The sequence below is a fragment of the Bdellovibrio sp. HCB-110 genome, assembly GCF_047323225.1.
In the GTDB taxonomy this organism is placed as follows: domain Bacteria; phylum Bdellovibrionota; class Bdellovibrionia; order Bdellovibrionales; family Bdellovibrionaceae; genus Bdellovibrio.
The window spans coordinates 2,914,102-2,933,140 of record NZ_CP178750.1 but is presented as its reverse complement, the minus strand read 5'-3'; the positions used below and the strand labels follow the sequence as shown (position 1 = coordinate 2,933,140).

The window sequence follows — 19,039 nt, the reverse complement described above, 5'->3', positions numbered from 1 at the left end:
TCAGACAACATATTTTATTTGATGAGTTGGATGACGTCCAAAGCCGCTTGATGAGACGCCTCAAAGCAAGGAGTCATCCAGTTGTCTTGGTGCGCGAAGTGAATCAAATTTTTGACGGGAGTTGCAGCTAATTGAGCTGTTCCGTCAACAATCATTCCTTTGCGTGACAAAGGCACCGCGTGTCCCCAACGAGTCATACGGATGCCGTGGATGTCGTTCATTGTCAGATTCAAACCTTTTAGAATAGGCTCTACGTCCGCCAAATATTTGTCTCTGTATTTGTCGTGTGAAATCGGATTGAACAAGAACTGGCGGGCTCCATCGTAGGGAATGCCATGATAAAGAGTAAGCACGCTGTGCTCTGTCTGATCTTGTTGCGCCCATGTTCCGAAGCAAATATCTGTAAAGTTGCGATCACCACGTCTCATTGCAGTTGGAGACGGAGGCACACTGCCTTTTAAGCAGTACAATTCAAAGCTCGGAGTTTGGAACGGTTTCTTAGTGATCACGTTACCAACAAGGTAAGCGCGATACGGCAGCATGCGCATTGTATCGCTTTGCTCTTTGCTGAGTTCCGGAATCAAACGGTTGGCCACGAATTTAGGGCAGGCCATCACGACATGACGAGCGCGGGCTTTTTTAAGAACGCCCATGCCGTCTTCAAAAAGAACCGTCACAGAATCTTTTTCTGTTTTCACACGCATGACCATGCAGCCAGAGCGTAATGAATTTTCCCCGGCGTCTTTGCGGATTTGTTGCGCCATTTTATGTGCGACGTAAGCGTTGCCACCTGGGTAAGCCAAGATTGCGCCCGTTTCAGCGCTGATAAAACCAAGATATTGGAAAGCAGAAAGTTCATCTGTAGATCCGCAGAAAGAACTCCAACCGTAAAGTTGCAAGTATTCTAAAAGATGCGGGTGAAGCTCACCAAATTCTTTGGCAACCCACTCATCCACAGTCAAGCGATCGTGTTCTTTTGCAAAAGCACCGTCAAAGCTAAAGTCGACTTCGTTATAAATCTCTGACAGACGATTGTGGAATTTTTTGAAATCACTGTGGGCATCCGCGGTTGTAGCACCTTGCCAGAAAGGTTTTGCGACGCGGTCTTTAAAGAAAACAGAAGTGTCTTCGCCATTCTCTTTGCGAGCTTTGTCGTGAATGTTCAATTCTTTTAAAAGGGCATCCAGTGGAGTGCCTTCCGCAGGCTCACAAAGGTAAGCAGCACCGATGGAATAACACGCGTCTTTGTAAAGCTCGCCTTTGCTGTTTCCGCCTAAGCGAGTGTCAAACTCGAGCAAAGCGACTTTTTTATTGCGAAGATAGTAAGCGGAACTCAATCCCGCGATACCGCCACCGACAACGATGACATCAAGCTCTTCAGTCACAGCGGGTTCGCCGCCTTTTTTATCGATATAGCCGTCGATATTCCAAAGAATGTCGTGAGGACGGTCAATGTTGTCGCCATTAAAATCAAGGCTTGAAGATTCATCAGCCGATACGCGCGCAATCGGAAGGTCGTCATTGAGTTTTTTAGCCACCCATTCAGAGCCTTTTGCGAGGCCTTTTGAAGGAATGGAAGAGAGGGCGGCAAGGGAAACTGTCGTCTTTAAAAAATCACGTCTTTGCATTTAAACCTCTGGGAACAGTCCAGTTGCACATCCTGGCGCCCAGCGCACTAAATAAAGTTTTCTTCGGAAAATCACAAGAGGAGACGCCGGGGCCTCCTCTTGTTGAGAACGTATTGAAATTGCGGAACGCCAGGGACCTTTTTAATGAGGCTGAACAGTCTCGCAGGGCTCAATAGTGTAAGATTTTCTAAAGAGCAAAGTCCAATGGTCGGCATTGCGGTTCGAGATATGACGGTAAACGGGAACCGTCACCGTCAATGGGTAAGAGCCACTCACTTCGACGTCTTTGCAGATACGTTGGTTGGTATTCCAGAAGCAGTCTTCAACCACGTGTGTGTAGTTGATCGGTGTGGAAAGATATTCTCTTCCGACCACGACAACTTCCATGCGGTCGCCGAAGCTGCGAGTCTCGGTGATGTCCACGGGTTGTTTTGTGCGCAACTGATCGCCATCTTGGCAGACGAACATATAATCAATGCTACGACCCATATAAACTGTCGGGGCCTTCACATCGAGGTATTTCACGCGAAGAATTTCATCCCATGAAGAGTCGGCTGTGACCAAGGCGTGAGAGTAAAGAGCTGTCGAGGAAGCAAGGGCAAGAAAAAGAGCCATAATTCGTTTCATATTATCTCCTAAAAAGTTTTTTAAATTTTTTTGTTCCCTGTGCACAAGAGAGCGGGCCTACCTTCTCTGTAAGTGAGCAAGCGCTCAAGTTACCATCCAGTAAACCGAGCTTCGTTCACGGATAACTGTTCCGTGAAATTTCCACCTAACGCCTTGAATCAGAAAGAAAAGACGTGAAACTCGGGAGGTCTTTATGTAATCAGGTCAGCCATGAAACTAGAAATGCCTTTGCTCACGGAAAAATTAAATAAGCCTGAAGTGATCGAAAAATCTTGGGTGATCACTTTGTCGGGAAATCGTTTTAACATTCTTAATCCCGATCCCAATGCCGTGAAGATCGAGGACATTGCCTGCGCTCTGGCTCGTCAGGCGCGCTTTAACGGACACACGCGTTTCTTTTATAGCGTTGGTCAACACTCTTGCTTGGGTGCGGAAGTGTCACCCACAAAAGAGATCGCTTTGCACATGCTTTTTCATGATGCAACGGAAGCTTATATCGGCGACCTGGTTTCTCCGATCAAAGCCTTGCTTCCGGATTTTGAGTTGATCGAGTCCCGCATTCACTGGGCGATTTCACAAAAATTCAACATGGAATATCCACTTCCCAAAGTCGTGAAACAGATTGACCGCCGCCTGCTCGCAACGGAAGTGCGTGATCTTATCACGAAGGATTTGAAATCTTGGAGCATCGGGGACGACGAACCTTTTGATTTCCCGATCATCCCTTGGCCACCGGAAGTGACAGAGGCGCGCTTCTTAGAATTGGCGCGAAATCTTTTGAAATAAAAATAAAAAACCCGAGTCGATGACTCGGGTTTTTGTTTAAAAAGCTGCTTTAGCTTCGCTTTGCGGCCTCACGGCCACTAAGACTTAGGAACTTTAGATTCATCGACAGTGATTTCGATTTCAACGCGACGGTTTTTAGCGCGAGCTTCTTTTGTTTTCGCTGGATCAATTGGATTTTCAGCACCCATACCGATGGAAGTTACAGTCGGAGCAGGAACACCCGCTGCTACAAGTTGCACGCGAACAGCGTCGGCACGTTGTTGTGACAATGGGTTGTTCACCATTGTTGAACCTGTGTCGTCTGTGTAACCTTTTACAGTCAAAACATTCTCTGGGTATTTTTTCATGATCGCAGCAAGTTGACCAATGTTTGATTTTGCTGCTGGTTTCAAATCTGCTTTACCAGTGTCGAACAAGATATCACTTTTAAGTTTTGTGATAAGGCCTTGCTCAGTTCTTTTTGTCTCTGCAATTTTCGCAAGCTCTTTTTGTTGCTTGTCCAAACGATTGCCGATAACGCCACCAAGTCCTGCTCCAAGAGCAGCACCAATCAAAGCGCCTTCATTGCGTCTGCCAGTTTGATGGCCGATCACCGCACCAGCTACTGCGCCAACGGCAGCACCGATACCAGCACCTTTTGCTGTGTTAGGGTTTTCTTGAGTAGTTGCACAACCAGTCGCCAACATAGCAACCGCTGTTCCGATAAGAATCAGTTTTTTCACGGGGTCTCCTTGTTTGAGAGTTCCATTATCGAAATAACTGTCAAAGAAGATCAATATTAGAGTCGGCGCGTCCAGTGAGACTCTAACTTTGGTCGAATGCGTCAGTTCGTCCTCTGTTTACCTTATACAGGCCTTGATTTATGCTTTTCCCAGACCCAAGAAAGGGGAAATCTATGACTAAGATCTTTGCAGCAAGTCTTCTTTCCATCGCTCTTATGGCCGGTGTGGCCCATGCAGCGGAGGATCGCTTGATCATCGTAAATGGAGTTGCAGAAAAAGGCCTGGACCCGAATATGGTGAACCTAGGTATTGAAGTGTGGAGTAAAGCTTCCACAGCAAAACAGGCTCAACAATTGGCCGCAAATCAGTACAAACATATCAAAAAGACTTTTGATGAATACAAAATCAAAAAAGAAGATATCCAAACGGACAATTATTCTTTGAATCCAGAATACGAATATGACCAAAAATTGCGTCAGAATAAAATGACGGGTTTTCGGGTTAGTCAAAGTTTGACGGTGACTTTACGTAAAGTGGAGGACGCTGGGAATTTCCTGGACTCTTTAGTCACAGAGAAAAAATCCATGGATTCCGGTACAAATGTGAATTCGATCAGTTGGGATTCAGATAAAAGATCACAAGTGGAAACGGCCGCTTTGGGTGACGCTGTTCGCGCGGCGAAGATGAAAGCCGAAGAGATCGCTAAAGCTGCGGGAGTCAAAGTAAAAGGTGTTTCGAAGATCAGCCACTCCACAGGTCATGTGGGACCTCAGCCGGTTTTCCGTAACTATGCCATGAAGATGGAAGCCGCGGACTCGGCTCCAACAGAAGTTTCAGCAGGACAAATCAAAGTTCGTGTTGAAGTGACAGCGGAATACGAAATCAATTAATTATTTTTCGAGAAGGGACTTTAATTTTTTAAGGTCCTTTTCAACTTGCTTTGCATCTTTCTCAAAATCTTGATCAGTGACTTTGGGTAAACGGTAGAGAGTAAAAACAACCTCGCTGCCGTCGCCATTCTTGAGCACTCGGAATGGGTTGTGGTTGGTTTCGCCCGAGGGCAAAGTCACGTCGTGATCCAGAACTCCCAGATTGTTTTTTTCGGCGAATTTAATTTTAACTTTTCCCATGGGAGATTCTGAAACCCAGAAGTCACCGGATTTAATTACCGAGCCGCCACTCAGTCCCTCCGCCCACTTCGGAAGATTCTCGGGGTTGGAAGTAAATTCATAAACCTCAGAAGAAGGGTGGTTGATGGATACGCTGATATGTCTTGCGGGAAAAGTCATTGGTTTCTCCTTCGTCTTTTGCTTTGAAAGGGGAGCGGCTGCGGAAACGAGAAAAATAAATAGGAGAGTTGGAAAGAGTTTCATCGAAAGACGCTCTTTGTTTGGCAAAAACACTTCCTAGTAATGATATCGAGTTCTTAGGTCACTGTCTTGAAATTATTATGGCCAAAGTGTTGTCTCTTTATCTATGACATATATAATTTTTAGTAAAACAACAAGGCTGGGCACGCGTTGCTTCTGTTCAATGAACTTAATTGTTGCGACGCTTACACACGCGAGTTCGGCAAGCGTCTCTTGTGACATATTTTTCATTTTTCGATACGTTGCAATCTTGCTTGAAATCGCCGTTAATTGGGTCTTAACGAATGCCTTATCAGCGCGTCCATTGAACTCGACGTTTGTGAGCCATAGCCCTTCATCATCATTATTTTTCTTTTGCTTTTTGTGGCGCATCATTCGTTATTTTTAAGTTAAGACTACATAGTGTAACAGCTACATAATGTAGCTAATAGCCTGAAATGAATAAGCTTTTGAAAAACATAGTGAAAAATGTTCAAAGGCATGAATTTTTTTTGACAAGAAACAGGACTTTGTTTTCAGGGAAACGTTCCGAGAAGGCCTCTATCAAAAACAAAATCAAAGGAGAATATCTTGGGGAAAAAGAGTCTTAATTTTAAAGTGGGATTTGTAGTTTTAATTTTAATGGTAGGTGCTGTCGCCATTTCATCTATAGGTCTCAGTAAAATGGAGTCCCTGAATACGGCTATAACCAAGCTGATTTCCGGGAATGTCGCGCGAGTTCTTCTAGTTAAAGACATTCGGGGGTTTGTTGATCTTCAGGCTTTGGATCAGCGTAATCTTATGCTTGAAGAATCAGAAAGCGGCATGTCCGTGATCAAAAAAAATATGGATGAGCGTCATCAATCTTTGCTCAAATTGATGTCTGATTTTGAAGGGAAAACGAATGAAATCGGGAAAAAAGAAATCGCTGAGATCCGAGAAGGATACGCAAAGTGGTGGGAGGCAAACCAAGAAATTACAGCCCATGCGCTAAAAAACGAGAACAAGGTAGCTTTTGAGATCGCCAAGATTAAAGCAACGCCAGTGAGAGCGGCGTTAACGGGCAACCTGACTTCCATGGTGGATAGACAAAACAAGGCCATGAAAGACGAAGACCAACGGACAAATGAGGAGTATGCACAAGCTCGATCCTTGGTTCTGATTTTTAGTGCCTCATCAATTCTTATAGGTATTGCGGTGGCGGCTTTGATTCTAATTTCATTAGGTAAAACGATTAATCGAATTATTTCAGACCTTACAGGGAGTTCAGAACAGGTTTCTGTTGCGTCTCAGCAGATCGCTTCGTCCTCTGAACAGCTGTCAGAGGCTTCAACGGAACAAGCAGCTTCGTTGGAGGAGACAGTTTCCACGCTAGAAGAGCTGACTTCCATGGTTAAAGTTAACGCCGATCATGCAAAGGAGGCCGCGAAACTTTCGGAAAATACGCGTGTGATCGCAAGTAAAGGCGAAGATGAAATCCGCAGTCTTATGGATTCGATGGCAGAAATTTCCAAGGATTCAAAAAAGATTGAGGAGATTATTACTGTTATTGATGACATTGCCTTTCAGACCAATCTTTTGGCATTGAATGCGGCCGTTGAAGCGGCTCGGGCTGGAGAACAAGGAAAAGGGTTTGCGGTCGTGGCGGAAGCCGTTAGAAATCTTGCACAGCGAAGTGCTTCTGCAGCCAAGGATATCACGGAGCTGATTAAAGGAAGTGTTGATAAAATTGAACGAGGCAGTCAGCAGGCTGATCAGAGTGGACAGGTTTTAGCTGAGATCGTTGCTTCGGTAAAAAAAGTTTCCGAAATCAATGCAGAGATTTCCTCTGCAAGCGAAGAGCAGTCCAATGGGATCATGCAAATCGGCAAAGCTATGAATCAACTGGATCAAGTGACTCAAGTGAATGCGGCGACATCTGAAGAGGCCTCCGCAGCGGCTCAGGAACTTTCTGCTCAGGCGACACAGTTGACGCAAGTCGTGGATTTACTAGCAGTCACAATTCGAGGTGGTAAGGAACCCGCGACCCAACTCATGATATCTAAAATGGAGAATTCGAATTCTTCAAAAAATGCATCGACTTCCAAAGTCGTGGCTTTGAAGCCGAAGATCAAAGGCGATAAGTTTTCAGAGAAGGACGATGAGTGGGGAATGCGCAAGGTCGGTAGCACGGAAGGATTTTAATCACAAAAACGGGGTAAGAAATGATCTTGCCCTCTCTAGGGGATCGTATGAAAAAAACGGACTTAAATGATTTCTTAAACTTGCTTAATGAGTTAGTCGTTTCAAATAAAGAAATCATGTCGGAGCTGGATCGAAGCTTAATGGCAGTGCAAGTTATAGGGGTTACTCCTGCACAGATGGCCCGTGTAAGAAAACCTATTGTCGACTTAAAAGAACTCACTCGGGTGGCCGAGGAGATGAAAGTGAAAATAAAACAATTTGACGAGGTGGAGTAGGTTTCCGGCTATTTTGCGTAGGAGAAGAATTGTACGCACTCATTGCTGAATGTCGAGCCATTGACCTTTATGTTTTTTACGTAAGCATTCTTCGCTTTAGTTTTTGTAAGGTTCGCCCAGTCTACGGGCGGGTTTGTGGCTTGTGAGCTTTGCGGATAATAGAAGTGCGTGACAGCAGAAACTCCGTTTGTCTTCGGTCCTTTTAAAAAAGGATTTTCATCGGGAGCTGTCACGACCTTATTGGCGGCTTCCGTTGCGTGTTGCCAATAGACTTTCCAAAGTGGGTGTTCGGTAGGGCATAAGAACAGTGTCGAGTACGTGGATTTTTTAGAAACCGCTGGATTGAATTGGGCTTTTTTAAAGATCACGCCGCGATAGCCTTTGCCAAAACTCTTTTCCCATTTGGGATTGGATTTTGTTAACTCAACACGGTTGTGAACACCCCAAGCGATACTTTCAAAAATGGATTCGCCGTACTTTTCGCATTTCTCCATATTCGTGGAAATGCCTTCTGCGAAAGCCAGTCGCGCAAGAACTTCGAAATCAGTAAGTTGGTTTTTGTCAGCAATGGCTTCATTGCTTTCATCGCCTTGGCGTTTAAAGCACTTCGGTGACTCGATGATTTTACCAAGTTCAATTTTTTGCAAAGCCTTGTTGCTACCAGGAGGACAGAAAGCATCGTTGGCGCGGGCTTGCGAAATCACGACCGTGCTGAAAAAAATAAAACCGACGAATTTATTCATGTTATTGCACCTTTACTTACTACTGACATGGTAAGTCGGTGTCGAAATTAATTCAACAGTTGAAGATGTTTCTTTTTCGCGCCAAAATTTCTGCATGATTGAACTTAGAAAAATGAATGCCCAAGAGTTTTCTGATTACAAGCAATACGCCGTCAATAACTATGCGGCGGAAAAACAAAAAGGCGAAGGGCATAGCCCCGAAGAGGCGCTCAAAATTTCACAAGAGGCCTACGCAAAGCAACTGCCTCAAGGATTAGAAACCCCTGACCAATTTCTCTTTTCTGTGGTCGAAAAGGCAACGGGTGAGTCCGTCGGGATTTTATGGATTGCCAAGAAACTCAATGGTGAAAAGCCCTATGCTTTTATTTATGATATTGAGCTAAAGCCGGATCATCGTGGAAAGGGATTAGGGAAGATGCTTATGAACCTTATGGAGAATGAAGTCCGTAGGTTGGGCTGTTCATCCGTGGGGTTGCATGTTTTTGGCCACAATACGGCTGCGATTGCTCTCTATGAAAAGTCTGGATTCTATACGACGAACAGGATGATGAAGAAAGACTTGAAGTAAAAGGCGTTGATGAAATAACCAACGCCATTTTTGAAGAAGGACTTATTGTACCGGGAACAAGTAAGTCGTCGTCATCGCATTCTTTTCAGTGATCGAATGAATCTCATAGATTTCAATCACAGCACCTGACTGTTTCAAGTTTTGTTTTATCATGTAGTCATTCACGCGAGGATAAACTTTCAAAGGTCCAATTCCAGGAGAGCCTGTGAAAACCGCGACAACGTATTTTCTTTGCGGAATATCGCCTGTTTTAAAATCTTCAGGCAATTGTCCTGCAGGATGTGTCTCGACGATGCAACCCACTTTTGAGCGCAAGCGTGCTTCTTCGACAACTTGTGGGTCGTCCATGTATTCGCCAAAAGTGCGAGCGCAGGGAGCGCCTTGGGATTTCATAAAGTTTTCCACTTTTTCGATCACTTTATTGACCTTGTGGTACGGGCCTACGTGTTCGATATAAACCGTTTGGTAGGGGCCATGGGACGCTTCGCTGATATCAACACCTTTAAAGGCACCAAGATAGTTTGCGAGGAAAAGACCGAATGATGTGATAGCAACAAGAACGAAAACAATGATGTACTTCATTTTTTTATATCCATTTAATTGAGCAGCCCATAGAGGCTGTTTGTTCTTCAGAAACTTTTTCGTTTTTTAAAAGTGTTTGGACGGCGTCGTAAAGCTCGCGCTTTTTGACTTTGCTAGCGTCCTTCCAGGAATCATCAAGACGTCCGCGATAGGCAAGCTTGTGATTTTTATCGTACACAAAGAAATCCGGAGTGCAGACCGCGCCAAAACTGTGCGCCACTTCTTGGGATTTATCGTGCAAATAAACGAACGGATAATGTTTTTCTTCCGCACGTTTTTTTAGATTCGCAAAAGAATCTTCCGGATGACTTTCTTCATCGTTGGAGCAAATGGCAACAACTTGCACGCCTTGTTTTTTAAGATCATTTCCCAGAGTGATCAGACGATCTTCAATGGCTTGAACATAAGGGCAGTGATTGCAGATAAACATGACAACCAAAGGTGATCCCACAGGAAAATCCTTCAGGGCGTAAGTCTTTCCATCTGTCGCCGGAAGTTGAAAGCCGGGACAATCGTTACCAAGGTCAGCCATGGGAGTGAATGTTAATGCCACAAGCGCCTCCTACAAAGAAGTCCAACTGATTTTTTTATCACCGATCAGCAAGCTGCCATCGGCTTCCATTCCAGTGTACTTCTCTTTAAGCAAAGGATGTTGGTTTAAAGCCATGAGTAATGACAATTGATCCGTCGGACTTAAAGCCTCATCGCTATGAGAAAGTGCATCCGTTAACTCAAACAACAAACGATCTAAGAAGGCCATATAGTCTTGACCTAAAAGCGGAGCTCCCGCTGGCAATGACTCAAGTAAGCTTGTCGCGATTTCGACATCTTTCGGCGAAGCCGTCACGTTAAATCCCAGACCCACGATCAGACGAACGTCATCACCTTGAATCAGACTTTCTAAAAGAATGCCCGCCACTTTGTTGGCACCGATGTAAATGTCATTGGGAGCTTTCAAGTTCCAAGGCAGAAACGGCCACGTCGTCGAGCACGCACGATACACGGCAAGACCCACAAGGCACGCCGTTGTTGGTTGAGGTTTGATTCCTAAAAGAAAAGACCAAGAACTTAAAAGGGAACTTCCCGGTTGCGCATCAATCCAAGAATTTTTCCCACGACCGCGGCCTGCCGTTTGATGATCTGTCAGATAAAGACACAAGGACTCTTCCATCAGATTTTCTTCAAAGGCTTCCTCTTTAGCAAGTTCACTGGTGCTGGCTTGTTGGGATTTGTAAGAGACAAAAATATGATTGTTCTCAGCCCATTGCGAAGTGACTTGGCCAATGCGAATGTCTGCTAGAGGTGTGTCGTTCATTAGTCCTCCCACTGGAAAACAAGACTCACGTCAGCGCAAGGGGCTGAGTGAGTCAGTGCGCCGACAGAAATATAATTAACACCGATTTCAGCCACGGAGCGCACACGCTCTAAGTTCATGTTGCCGCTGGCTTCGGTTTCAACGTCGGCAGGCACCAAGGCCAAAGCCTTTTTCAGCATTTCGTTATCCATGTTATCAAGAAGAATACGTTGTGCCTTCATTTCTACGGCTTCTTTGACTTCTTCCAAAGTGCGCGCTTCGACTTCGATCGGAAGTTGACTGTGTTCACGCACACGATTGATCGCGTTTGTGATTCCACCCATCACGGAAATGTGATTGTCTTTAATCAGGATTGCCGTACTCAAGTTCATGCGGTGATTGGCACCTCCACCATGAACCACGGCGCGTTTTTCCAAGTCACGGAACGCGGGAGTTGTTTTGCGAGTGTCCAAAATTTTTGTTTTAGTCCCGCTGATTTGTTTTACGAAACGGCGAGTGTGAGTCGCAATTCCCGAAAGATGGCCTAAGAAATTCAAAGCCACGCGTTCGGCTTTCAGGATTTGCACAAGGTCGCCCTCGATAGTGCAGATGATTTGATTCTTAAGAATTTCATCGCCTTCTTCGAAATGCCATTTTACACGGCAAGAAGGTTCCAAGGCTTGCATGGATTGTTCAAACGCCATGGCTCCGGAAAGAACAATATCTTCCTTGGCTTTCAGGCGGGCGCGTCCTGGGCGAGGTTTAAGAGCAAGGGATTCGGTAGTCACGTCCCCATGGGGCATGTCTTCTTTGATGGCAGCGCGAATGAGCTCCAGCAATGTCATAGCAGTCGACCTCTTTCAAAAGCACGTCGTGCTTTTAGAAAAAACGACGCGCTTAAATGGATTTCTCAGTGTCTTTGAGGATCTTATTAATTTCTTCGCGGATCACACGTTCCGCGATCTCAGGAATGACTTTCCAGCAAATGGATTCAATCATTTCGCGAGCTTCCTCACGAATAATCTTTTCCATCATATTGCTGTTTAAGTCCATCTTGGATTGAGTATTTGGTTGAGCATTGGACGTTGCAGCAGTGGCTTTTGTTGCACCCTTTTGCAGGGTCTCCATCATTTGCTCTTTTACGGACTTTTCAACTTTAGAAACAAAAGAATCAGCACCCACGGAAGGCTTGGCCTTAACAGCAATTTCTCGCTCCGGTTTGGCGAAGCTGATTTCTTCGAAGTCACCTGCAACTTCAATGTGAGCTTGCGACAATTCATCATCCTGCGGGATGACAAATTTGGAGGCAAAATCATTCGCTTCGTTTTCAGGCAACTGAATCTTAAACTTCGTCAAATCTTGGTGAGCCCATCCGCCTTCGTCATGCTCATCCGTCATTTTCGGATTCGTCAATGGCACGGCAGAGAACTCTTCATCAGAAACTTCCAAAGGATTGGCATCCACGTCTTCCACTTCAGGAATATTGAGGAAGCTTTCTTCTTTGGCTTCAGGAATAGCGTAAATGTTTTGATTCTGTGCGGGAGAAATCTCTTCAGGAGTTTCTTCAAAGTCCGGCATTTCTGGGAACGTGAGGAAATCGCTGACAGGATTTGTTTTCGCCTTTTTAACAAGATCATTCACAATCGAGCGCAAGTGTTCGGCATCGAATGGTTTTTCTAAACGGCGATCGGCTTTGCAATCTGTGGCTTTGGCTTCGTCGATTTCCATGAAGCCACTCCACATCAAAACAACAGGGATGTGTGAAGTTTCAGAATCGTTCTTCAGATCCGCGCAAACCTCATAACCCGAACGCTTCGTTAAAAGCACATCGGCAAAAACGATGTCGGGTTTGAAAGTTTTTGTCACAGACAGAACATCAAGACCAACAGGAACCGCCTTAACTTCGACACCGAAGTCAGACAATGCCAGTTGCATTACTTTTTTGATTGTGGAACTCTCATCTGCAAGCAAGACGCGTAAAGCCATAATGAAAGTAAAATAGGAATTTCAATTCTAGTCAAGGTAACATTTAGGCGTGAACAGAATCGATAGATACACATCTTGGTTATTTTGGGGCTACTTCATCGGTGGCCTCTTGGTTTTTTTGACCCTATTTACGGCTGTCGACGCCATGTCCACCATGGTGACTTATAAGGGTGTGGCTCCCTCAGCTTTACTCAACTATTATTTGTATTCTTTTCCAGAGATTATTCAGAAATTGCTTCCCGTCGCCTGTTTGATGGGCACAATTCTCACGTTATCGAGCCTCAACAAAGCCAATGAACTCGTCGCGTTATTTGCCAGCGGAATGAGTTTAATCCGGGTCACTTTTCCAATTTTGATTTGGGTGGTGCTGATCTCCCTTATTGGTTATTGGTCCGCAGACAAGGTTCTGCCGAAGGCGATGAAAGAGAAGAACTACATTCTCTATTACGATCTCAAAAAAGAACCTCACCGTTTTTCCACGATCAAAACGGATAAGATTTGGTATCGCTCCAAGAACTCCATCTTCAATATCAAAACTTTGAATGCCAAAGGGGACGGGGCCCAAGGGCTCACGATGTACTTCTTCAGTGAAGAGTGGGATTTGGTGCAAATGATCACGGCCCGTGAAGTGAAAATCCAAGGGTCGCAGTGGGTGCTTGAAGGCGGAACGGTGACGATCTTTTCCAAGGACTCAAGCTTTCCTTTAACCAGCCAGTTTAAGACTAAGAATATCGTGATGGCCGAGGACTCTAAAGACTTACAAAGTGCTGGACAGACCGCTGACATGATGTCGCAAAAGGAGCTCGATTATTTTATTAAGCGCAATAAAGACGCGGGGCTTGATACGGTCGCTTATGAGGTCGATTATCACTCGAAAATCAGCTTCGCCTTTGCCGGCCTGGTCATGTGTCTTTTAGGCATCCCATTTAGTGTCGGGCGGGCTCGTTCGGGCGGGACTATGCTGAACGTGGGTATCTGTTTGGCCTTGGTTTTTGGCTACTACGTCTTTTATTCCTCGGGGATCACTTTAGGGCAGCATGGGACTTTGCCTCCGGTCATGGCCGCTTGGACCCCGAATATTGTCATGGCGGGATTGGCCTTGGTCCTTCTCAAAAGGCTTAAACGCTGATATAATGGGGGCCTCTCGGAGGTTCCTATGATCATGAAAATCCTCACATTTCCAGACCCTAAGTTGCGTGAAGTTTCGCAACCCGTGGAGAAATTTGGAGCCGACATCAAAAAACTCTCTGAGGATTTGATTGAAACTATGTACGACGCTCACGGTATTGGCTTGGCAGCTCCGCAAGTCGGTGAGTTGAAACGCATGGTGGTTATCGACACTCGTCCTAAAGATGAAAAAGGCCGTCGTTATAAATACGAAGAAATGACAGAGCTTGAAGCCGCTGTTCAGCAGCCTCTGATTTTGATCAATCCTGAAATTATCAAAGGTGAAGGTAAAACGACTTTTGACGAAGGTTGTTTGTCGATTCCTGGTTACTACGAAACCGTGGAGCGTTTTAACTACATCGAAATGAAAGCCTTTGATGTGAATGGCAAAGAGTTTGTTATTAAAACGGACGGACTTCTTGCGATTTGCATGCAGCACGAGTTGGATCATTTAGAAGGAACTCTTTTTGTCGATCACTTAAGCTTCGTGAAGAGCAACAAGATCAAAAACCAAATCAAAAAGCACGGCTATCCGGTTAAGGAAAAGAATGAAGCTGCTTCAGCTTCCGCGTCTGACGACGCTACAGCACTGCCCGCGTCCGCGGGGGAAAAGTGTGATGTGTGAGTAAGGTCCGTGTCTGTTTTCTAGGGACTCCTGATTTTGCAGTGACCTCTTTGAAGGCTCTTCTTGCTGATGAGCACTTTGAGGTTGTTGGAGTTGTCACTCAACCCGATCGTCCCGCAGGACGTAAACTGCAACTGACTCCGAGCCCCGTTAAAATGGTGGCGCAAGCTCACGGACTGAAAGTTCTCGCTCCGGAATCTTTAAAATCCAATCAACTTATCTTAGATGAAATTGCCAGCTGGGGCGCTGAAGTTGGCGTTGTTGTGGCATTTGGTCAAATTCTTACGCAAAGTTTTTTAGACTCTTTCCGTTTTGGCTGTGTGAATGTGCACGGCTCCATTCTTCCGCGCTGGCGCGGAGCTGCTCCAATTCAAAGAGCGATTGAAGCAGGTGATGCCGAAAGTGGTGTGGCTTTGCAAAAGATGGTGAAGAAGCTTGATGCGGGCGACATCATCGGTATTCGCCGTGTGAAAATCAGACCGGATATGAATGCGATGGAATTGCATGACGAGTTGGCTGTCCTTGGTGCCGATCTTTTGCGTGTGGAGTTGATGGACTATGTTCGTGGCAACTTGGCTCCCGTTCCACAAGATGAATCGCAAGTGACGATTGCTAAGAAAATTGAAAAGCAAGAATCCCAAATTGATTGGAATGCTTCTGCTAAAGCCATTGACGGAAAAATTCGTGGCTTTGTCTATGGACCCGGAACTTATACTCTGTTGCAGGGTAAGAAATTGAAATTACATAAAGCCGCGGCAGCGGGATCTGCTTCAGCCTACGCGTCTGCCGACGCTTCGGCACTGCCGGCTACCGCCGCTCCGGGAACAATCACTGCGATTCACGACGATCATATTTCCGTAGCATGTGGTGAGGGTGTTTTGAAACTTTACGAAGTTCAGCCGGAATCACGCAATCGCATGAAAGTGGAAGACTTTTTAAAAGGCAACAGTCTTAAAGTAGGAGACAAACTCGGTGTCTAAAATGGTCGCGCCTTCGATTCTGTCAGCGGATTTTGCCAATCTTGAAAAAGAGATCAAAGCGGTTTCTGCGGCAGGAGCAGATTGGATTCATGTCGACGTGATGGACGGACGTTTTGTGCCGAATATCACAATTGGGATTCCAGTTGTGAAGTCTTTAAAAAAAGTTTCTCCGATTCCTTTAGATGTGCATTTGATGATCGAAGAGCCTGAACGCTATGTTGAGGAGTTTATCAAAGCGGGCAGTGATTATTTGACGATTCACGTAGAAGCCACTCGTGATCCTGCGAATGTTTTAAAACGCATTCGTGAGTTGGGTGCGAAAGCAGGTATTACTTTGCGTCCTCGCACATCGGTGGACGAGATTCTTCCTTTACTACCTCTTTGTGATTTGGTGTTGGTGATGACAGTGGAGCCAGGCTTTGGTGGACAGTCATTTATGCACGATCAAATTGCAAAGATCTCCCGTCTTCGTCAGGAAATTCAGAAAAAAAATCTATCTTGTCTGATTGAAGTTGATGGTGGCATCAACGAAGAAACAGCAAAGCTTTGCCATGAGGCAGATGTTTTTGTGGCTGGTAGTTATGTCTTCGGGCGTGATTATAAGTCCGCTATCGATACTTTAAAATTGTAAATACTCACAGACGCAAAATCCTCTTGAGAAAATTTCCTTAAAAATAAAGGATCTAATTCTAAGGAGGAGTCTATGGCGCATGCTCAGCAACATACTCATTCCCTGTGGCAAGAGCACACAGCTTTTCCATCTTTAAAAAGTTTAGACCAATCCATCACCACAGATGTCTGCATTGCAGGCGCCGGGATTACCGGACTCTTAACTGCCTATCGTCTGATGCGCAAAGGACACCAAGTCGTTATTTTAGAGAAAGATCTCTTGGGGTTTAACGAAACGGCCCACTCGACGGCGCATCTTACGAATGCATTGGATGATCGCTACCGAAAACTTCGTCAGATGCATGGACGTGAAGGCGCAAGGCTTGCTTATAGCAGCCATACCGCGGCCATTGAGCTGATTGAATCCATCGTTAAAGAAGAAAATATTCAGTGCGATTTTAAAAGAGTGAACGGCTATTTATTTTTGGCCGAAGAACATGATCGCCGTGTTTTAGAAACCGAGATGGCGGCAGCGCAAGATGCCGGGTTCTTTGATGTGCATTTGCTGGAGAGTCCTGAAGAGCAATTTTTCGAAGCCGGTCTTTGTTTAAGATTTCCTCGCCAAGCGCAGATGGACCCCGTGAAATTCATGAAAGGACTTTGTGACATAATTCTTGCTCGCGGCGGACGAATTTACCCACAAACTTATGCCGAGAAGTTTCAAGGAGGCAATGACAGTTATGTTGAAACTTCGTCGGGACATCGAGTTTCTTGCAAACATATTGTGGTGGCGACAAATGTGCCCATCAACGATTGGATGAAGATTCATGTTAAAGAAGCGGCTTACCGCACTTATGTCATTGGGCTGAAAGTTCCGCGAGGTACGAAAGCTCCTTGTCTGTTCTGGGACACGGAACATCCCTACCACTATTTACGTTTCCACACGATTCCACATAGTGATTATGACGTTCTGATTGTCGGGGGAGAAGATCATCGCGTGGGACAAGGGGATACATTTGAAGATCATTTTTCTAGGCTGCGAGATTGGGCTATGCGACGTCTCAAAATTGAAGGGGAGGTTGTCGCCGCCTGGTCGGGGCAGATCATTGAGCCCATGGACGGGCTCGCTTATATTGGTAAAAATCCGGGCGATGAGGACAATGTTTTTATTGCGACGGGAGACTCAGGAAATGGAATCACTCACGGGGGTGTGGCTTCGATACTTCTTGCCGACTTGATTACAACGGGAAGTCACCCTTGGGCTGATCTGTACAGTCCCAGTCGTTTCAATTGGCGGGGAGTCACTCGTTTCCTCAAAGAAAATATTCAAACAGGCATTCAGTATCGGGATTGGATCTCTCCGGGAGACAATAAGGATCTTGAGGAGCTTATTCCTGGTGAAGGTTGTGTGATCTCAGAAGGTCTTTCCAAAGTGGCCGTGTATCGAGCAGATGACGGTTCATTTCATAGACTCTCCGCGGTCTGTCCACATATGGGAGGAATTCTGCATTGGAACGATTCCGAAGCGACATGGGATTGTCCTTGTCATGGCTCTCGCTTTAATAAATTTGGCGAAGTCTTAAATGGTCCGGCATTGGGTAATATGTCACCGGAAGAGCGTATTTCTCGTCCCACGGAGAGAAAAAGAAAAGAAGACAGTTTGGATATTTAAAGATTCACCGTGATCGGCTTTATTTTTTCAAAATAGGGTCGACCATTTTCCAAATAAATGGAGCCTTGGTTTTGTTCTAATCCCTCAATGGAACTTTCTACTCTGCGGGCCACGGCGGGAGTGAGAAGTTCTAAGGCTCTTTCAAGATTTACGAAATTGAAGTTGCGAAGTTCGTATGGCTGCAGCTGAATCTTTTGTGCTTGAGATTCAGTAAGATCTTTGGCGGCAAAAAGAAACTGAATGTATTCGCCTTTTACATCTCTATTTGAAATGTAGTCCACAGAGATTAAATGTGTGGGTTCAATGGAAATACCCAGTTCTTCTTTCACTTCCCGATGAAGTCCTTCAAGAGGGGATTCTTCGCCTTCAACGGTTCCTCCGGGCAAGATCCAACCAGGGTTGTAAGTCGGCTGAACAATCAATAATTCATGTTTATAAAACAGAAGCACACCGGCGCCGATGCGTTTTCTCGGAAGAGAGGCGTAGAATTCCCTGTCGTCTTTAAAGGTGCGCAACATAAAATCTCCGGTAAACTTTGGTACGGGAAACCTGGACCTTTTTGAGAAAATAGTGTTTCAGAAAGAGTCTGGCCATTGACCATGCGCAGGAGTCCCTTCAAAATTTTAGAGTATCTATATTTATTTTGGGGTTACAAAAGGAGAAGACTTCTATGAAAAAGCTCTTGTTGGTTTTTGCTTTAACACTTGGTTTTACGAGCGTTTCTCAAGCGGATATTTTGGTTGAACCATACCTTGGTTATGAGATGGGTAAAACAAAAAATAATGACGGTAAATTTGACGGATCACAATTGGGTCTACGTTTGGCCTATGCGGCTCCCATTTTTTTCTGGGGCGGACTTGATTACACGATGGGTGTGAGTGGGACTTTTAAGCCTGATAGTGGTGCGAACGATGATGGAAAGAGAAGCACATTGTATGGCGTTGTCGGCGTGGACTTCCCAATTCTTTTCAGAGCTTGGGTTGGCTACGGATTTATGGACGAAGTGAAATTCGATACTATGGGTAAAGTAAAAGGAAAAGCGACGAAAGTGGGAGTGGGTTTCACAGGTCTTCCATTTGTGTCTTTGAACCTTGAGTACGTAAATGAAAAATTTGACGAAGGTGATACGGGAACTATCGATCCAGAGTTTGAGAACAACTCCTACGTTCTTTCAGTTTCTTTGCCACTGGAATTCTAATTCGATTTTATAAATTTGAATTTGAATTTGAAAAAGAGGAGCCT

At 45.2% G+C, this 19,039-nt stretch carries 23 protein-coding genes; 11 read left to right on the top strand and 12 right to left on the bottom strand.

What is annotated here, in order from left to right; all coding sequences use genetic code 11:
* Positions 1 to 14: 14 nt before the first annotated feature.
* Together ACL934_RS13920 and ACL934_RS13915 are read right to left on the bottom strand one after the other, a co-directional pair.
* A complete protein-coding gene (locus ACL934_RS13920) occupies positions 15 to 1,628 on the bottom strand; it encodes a flavin monoamine oxidase family protein (protein ID WP_413612480.1) in 1,614 nt (537 codons plus the stop codon).
* A 141-nt stretch (positions 1,629 to 1,769) separates the two neighbouring features.
* Positions 1,770 to 2,255, bottom strand: coding sequence for a hypothetical protein (locus ACL934_RS13915; RefSeq protein WP_374074397.1), 486 nt, complete (start codon positions 2,253 to 2,255; stop codon positions 1,770 to 1,772).
* A 210-nt stretch (positions 2,256 to 2,465) separates the two neighbouring features.
* On the opposite strand from ACL934_RS13915, the gene ACL934_RS13910 reads away from it, so the two are divergent.
* Positions 2,466 to 3,041 carry an HD family phosphohydrolase gene (locus ACL934_RS13910; RefSeq protein ID WP_374074395.1) on the top strand — a complete coding sequence of 192 codons (576 nt, stop codon included), beginning with the start codon at positions 2,466 to 2,468 and terminating at the stop codon, positions 3,039 to 3,041.
* A gap of 77 nt (positions 3,042 to 3,118) precedes the next feature.
* Here the strand turns inward: ACL934_RS13910 and ACL934_RS13905 are convergent, their stop codons facing one another.
* Positions 3,119 to 3,763 carry an OmpA family protein gene (locus tag ACL934_RS13905; protein WP_374074393.1) on the bottom strand — a complete coding sequence of 215 codons (645 nt, stop codon included), beginning with the start codon at positions 3,761 to 3,763 and terminating at the stop codon, positions 3,119 to 3,121.
* Between the two features lie 173 nt (positions 3,764 to 3,936).
* Between ACL934_RS13905 and ACL934_RS13900 the strand changes: the two genes are divergently transcribed.
* On the top strand, positions 3,937 to 4,653 hold the full coding sequence (locus ACL934_RS13900; RefSeq protein WP_413612479.1) for an SIMPL domain-containing protein: 717 nt from the start codon (positions 3,937 to 3,939) through the stop codon (positions 4,651 to 4,653).
* Here ACL934_RS13900 and ACL934_RS13895 read toward each other — a convergent pair whose 3' ends face one another.
* Together ACL934_RS13895 and ACL934_RS13890 are read right to left on the bottom strand one after the other, a co-directional pair.
* Positions 4,654 to 5,052: an SRPBCC family protein gene (locus tag ACL934_RS13895; RefSeq protein ID WP_374074390.1), complete on the bottom strand. Its 399-nt coding sequence runs from the start codon at positions 5,050 to 5,052 to the stop codon at positions 4,654 to 4,656.
* 159 nt (positions 5,053 to 5,211) lie between these two features.
* On the bottom strand, positions 5,212 to 5,508 hold the full coding sequence (locus ACL934_RS13890; RefSeq protein WP_413612478.1) for a helix-turn-helix domain-containing protein: 297 nt from the start codon (positions 5,506 to 5,508) through the stop codon (positions 5,212 to 5,214).
* 195 nt (positions 5,509 to 5,703) lie between these two features.
* On the opposite strand from ACL934_RS13890, the gene ACL934_RS13885 reads away from it, so the two are divergent.
* Complete coding sequence (locus ACL934_RS13885; protein WP_374074386.1) at positions 5,704 to 7,296, top strand: methyl-accepting chemotaxis protein; 1,593 nt, start codon at positions 5,704 to 5,706, stop codon at positions 7,294 to 7,296.
* A 47-nt stretch (positions 7,297 to 7,343) separates the two neighbouring features.
* Positions 7,344 to 7,571, top strand: coding sequence for a hypothetical protein (locus ACL934_RS13880; protein ID WP_374074385.1), 228 nt, complete (start codon positions 7,344 to 7,346; stop codon positions 7,569 to 7,571).
* Between the two features lie 8 nt (positions 7,572 to 7,579).
* Here the strand turns inward: ACL934_RS13880 and ACL934_RS13875 are convergent, their stop codons facing one another.
* Entirely contained in the window at positions 7,580 to 8,314 is a 735-nt protein-coding gene (locus tag ACL934_RS13875; protein WP_413612477.1) for a hypothetical protein, read from the bottom strand.
* 94 nt (positions 8,315 to 8,408) lie between these two features.
* Between ACL934_RS13875 and ACL934_RS13870 the strand changes: the two genes are divergently transcribed.
* Positions 8,409 to 8,882 (top strand): GNAT family N-acetyltransferase, encoded by a 474-nt coding sequence (locus ACL934_RS13870; RefSeq protein WP_374074380.1) that lies wholly within the window; start codon positions 8,409 to 8,411, stop codon positions 8,880 to 8,882.
* 42 nt (positions 8,883 to 8,924) lie between these two features.
* On the opposite strand, the gene ACL934_RS13865 is transcribed toward ACL934_RS13870, so the two are convergent.
* From ACL934_RS13865 to ACL934_RS13845, 5 genes are read right to left on the bottom strand one after another with little or no spacing between them, the layout of a single operon-like run.
* Positions 8,925 to 9,464, bottom strand: coding sequence for a GyrI-like domain-containing protein (locus ACL934_RS13865; protein WP_413612476.1), 540 nt, complete (start codon positions 9,462 to 9,464; stop codon positions 8,925 to 8,927).
* 4 nt (positions 9,465 to 9,468) lie between these two features.
* Positions 9,469 to 10,017 carry a thioredoxin family protein gene (locus tag ACL934_RS13860; protein WP_374074376.1) on the bottom strand — a complete coding sequence of 183 codons (549 nt, stop codon included), beginning with the start codon at positions 10,015 to 10,017 and terminating at the stop codon, positions 9,469 to 9,471.
* Positions 10,018 to 10,026: 9 nt separating this feature from the next.
* Complete coding sequence (locus tag ACL934_RS13855) at positions 10,027 to 10,779, bottom strand: biotin--[acetyl-CoA-carboxylase] ligase (protein ID WP_374074374.1); 753 nt, start codon at positions 10,777 to 10,779, stop codon at positions 10,027 to 10,029.
* Positions 10,779 to 11,603: a carboxylating nicotinate-nucleotide diphosphorylase gene (gene nadC, locus ACL934_RS13850; RefSeq protein WP_374074372.1), complete on the bottom strand. Its 825-nt coding sequence runs from the start codon at positions 11,601 to 11,603 to the stop codon at positions 10,779 to 10,781. The genes ACL934_RS13855 and nadC overlap by 1 nt, the downstream gene beginning before the upstream one ends.
* Before the next feature lie 52 nt (positions 11,604 to 11,655).
* Positions 11,656 to 12,744, bottom strand: coding sequence for a response regulator (locus ACL934_RS13845; RefSeq protein WP_413612475.1), 1,089 nt, complete (start codon positions 12,742 to 12,744; stop codon positions 11,656 to 11,658).
* A 49-nt stretch (positions 12,745 to 12,793) separates the two neighbouring features.
* Between ACL934_RS13845 and lptG the strand changes: the two genes are divergently transcribed.
* The 5 genes from lptG to ACL934_RS13820 all read left to right on the top strand — a co-directional run bounded on the left by lptG (position 12,794) and on the right by ACL934_RS13820 (position 17,797).
* Complete coding sequence (gene lptG / locus ACL934_RS13840; RefSeq protein WP_413612474.1) at positions 12,794 to 13,873, top strand: LPS export ABC transporter permease LptG; 1,080 nt, start codon at positions 12,794 to 12,796, stop codon at positions 13,871 to 13,873.
* 27 nt (positions 13,874 to 13,900) lie between these two features.
* The gene (gene def, locus ACL934_RS13835) at positions 13,901 to 14,536 is read left to right on the top strand and encodes a peptide deformylase (protein ID WP_374074367.1); all 636 of its coding nucleotides are present in this window, start codon (positions 13,901 to 13,903) and stop codon (positions 14,534 to 14,536) included.
* Positions 14,533 to 15,516 (top strand): methionyl-tRNA formyltransferase, encoded by a 984-nt coding sequence (fmt, locus tag ACL934_RS13830; RefSeq protein ID WP_413612473.1) that lies wholly within the window; start codon positions 14,533 to 14,535, stop codon positions 15,514 to 15,516. The genes def and fmt overlap by 4 nt, the downstream gene beginning before the upstream one ends.
* Before the next feature lies 1 nt (position 15,517).
* On the top strand, positions 15,518 to 16,147 hold the full coding sequence (gene rpe / locus ACL934_RS13825; protein ID WP_374080479.1) for a ribulose-phosphate 3-epimerase: 630 nt from the start codon (positions 15,518 to 15,520) through the stop codon (positions 16,145 to 16,147).
* A 72-nt stretch (positions 16,148 to 16,219) separates the two neighbouring features.
* Complete coding sequence (locus ACL934_RS13820) at positions 16,220 to 17,797, top strand: FAD-dependent oxidoreductase (protein WP_374074364.1); 1,578 nt, start codon at positions 16,220 to 16,222, stop codon at positions 17,795 to 17,797.
* Here ACL934_RS13820 and ACL934_RS13815 read toward each other — a convergent pair.
* Complete coding sequence (locus ACL934_RS13815) at positions 17,794 to 18,315, bottom strand: NUDIX domain-containing protein (protein ID WP_413612472.1); 522 nt, start codon at positions 18,313 to 18,315, stop codon at positions 17,794 to 17,796. The two genes, ACL934_RS13820 and ACL934_RS13815, sit on opposite strands and share 4 nt — an antisense overlap.
* Positions 18,316 to 18,467: 152 nt before the next feature.
* On the opposite strand from ACL934_RS13815, the gene ACL934_RS13810 reads away from it, so the two are divergent.
* Positions 18,468 to 18,995, top strand: coding sequence for a hypothetical protein (locus tag ACL934_RS13810; RefSeq protein ID WP_413612471.1), 528 nt, complete (start codon positions 18,468 to 18,470; stop codon positions 18,993 to 18,995).
* Positions 18,996 to 19,039 lie beyond the last annotated feature (44 nt).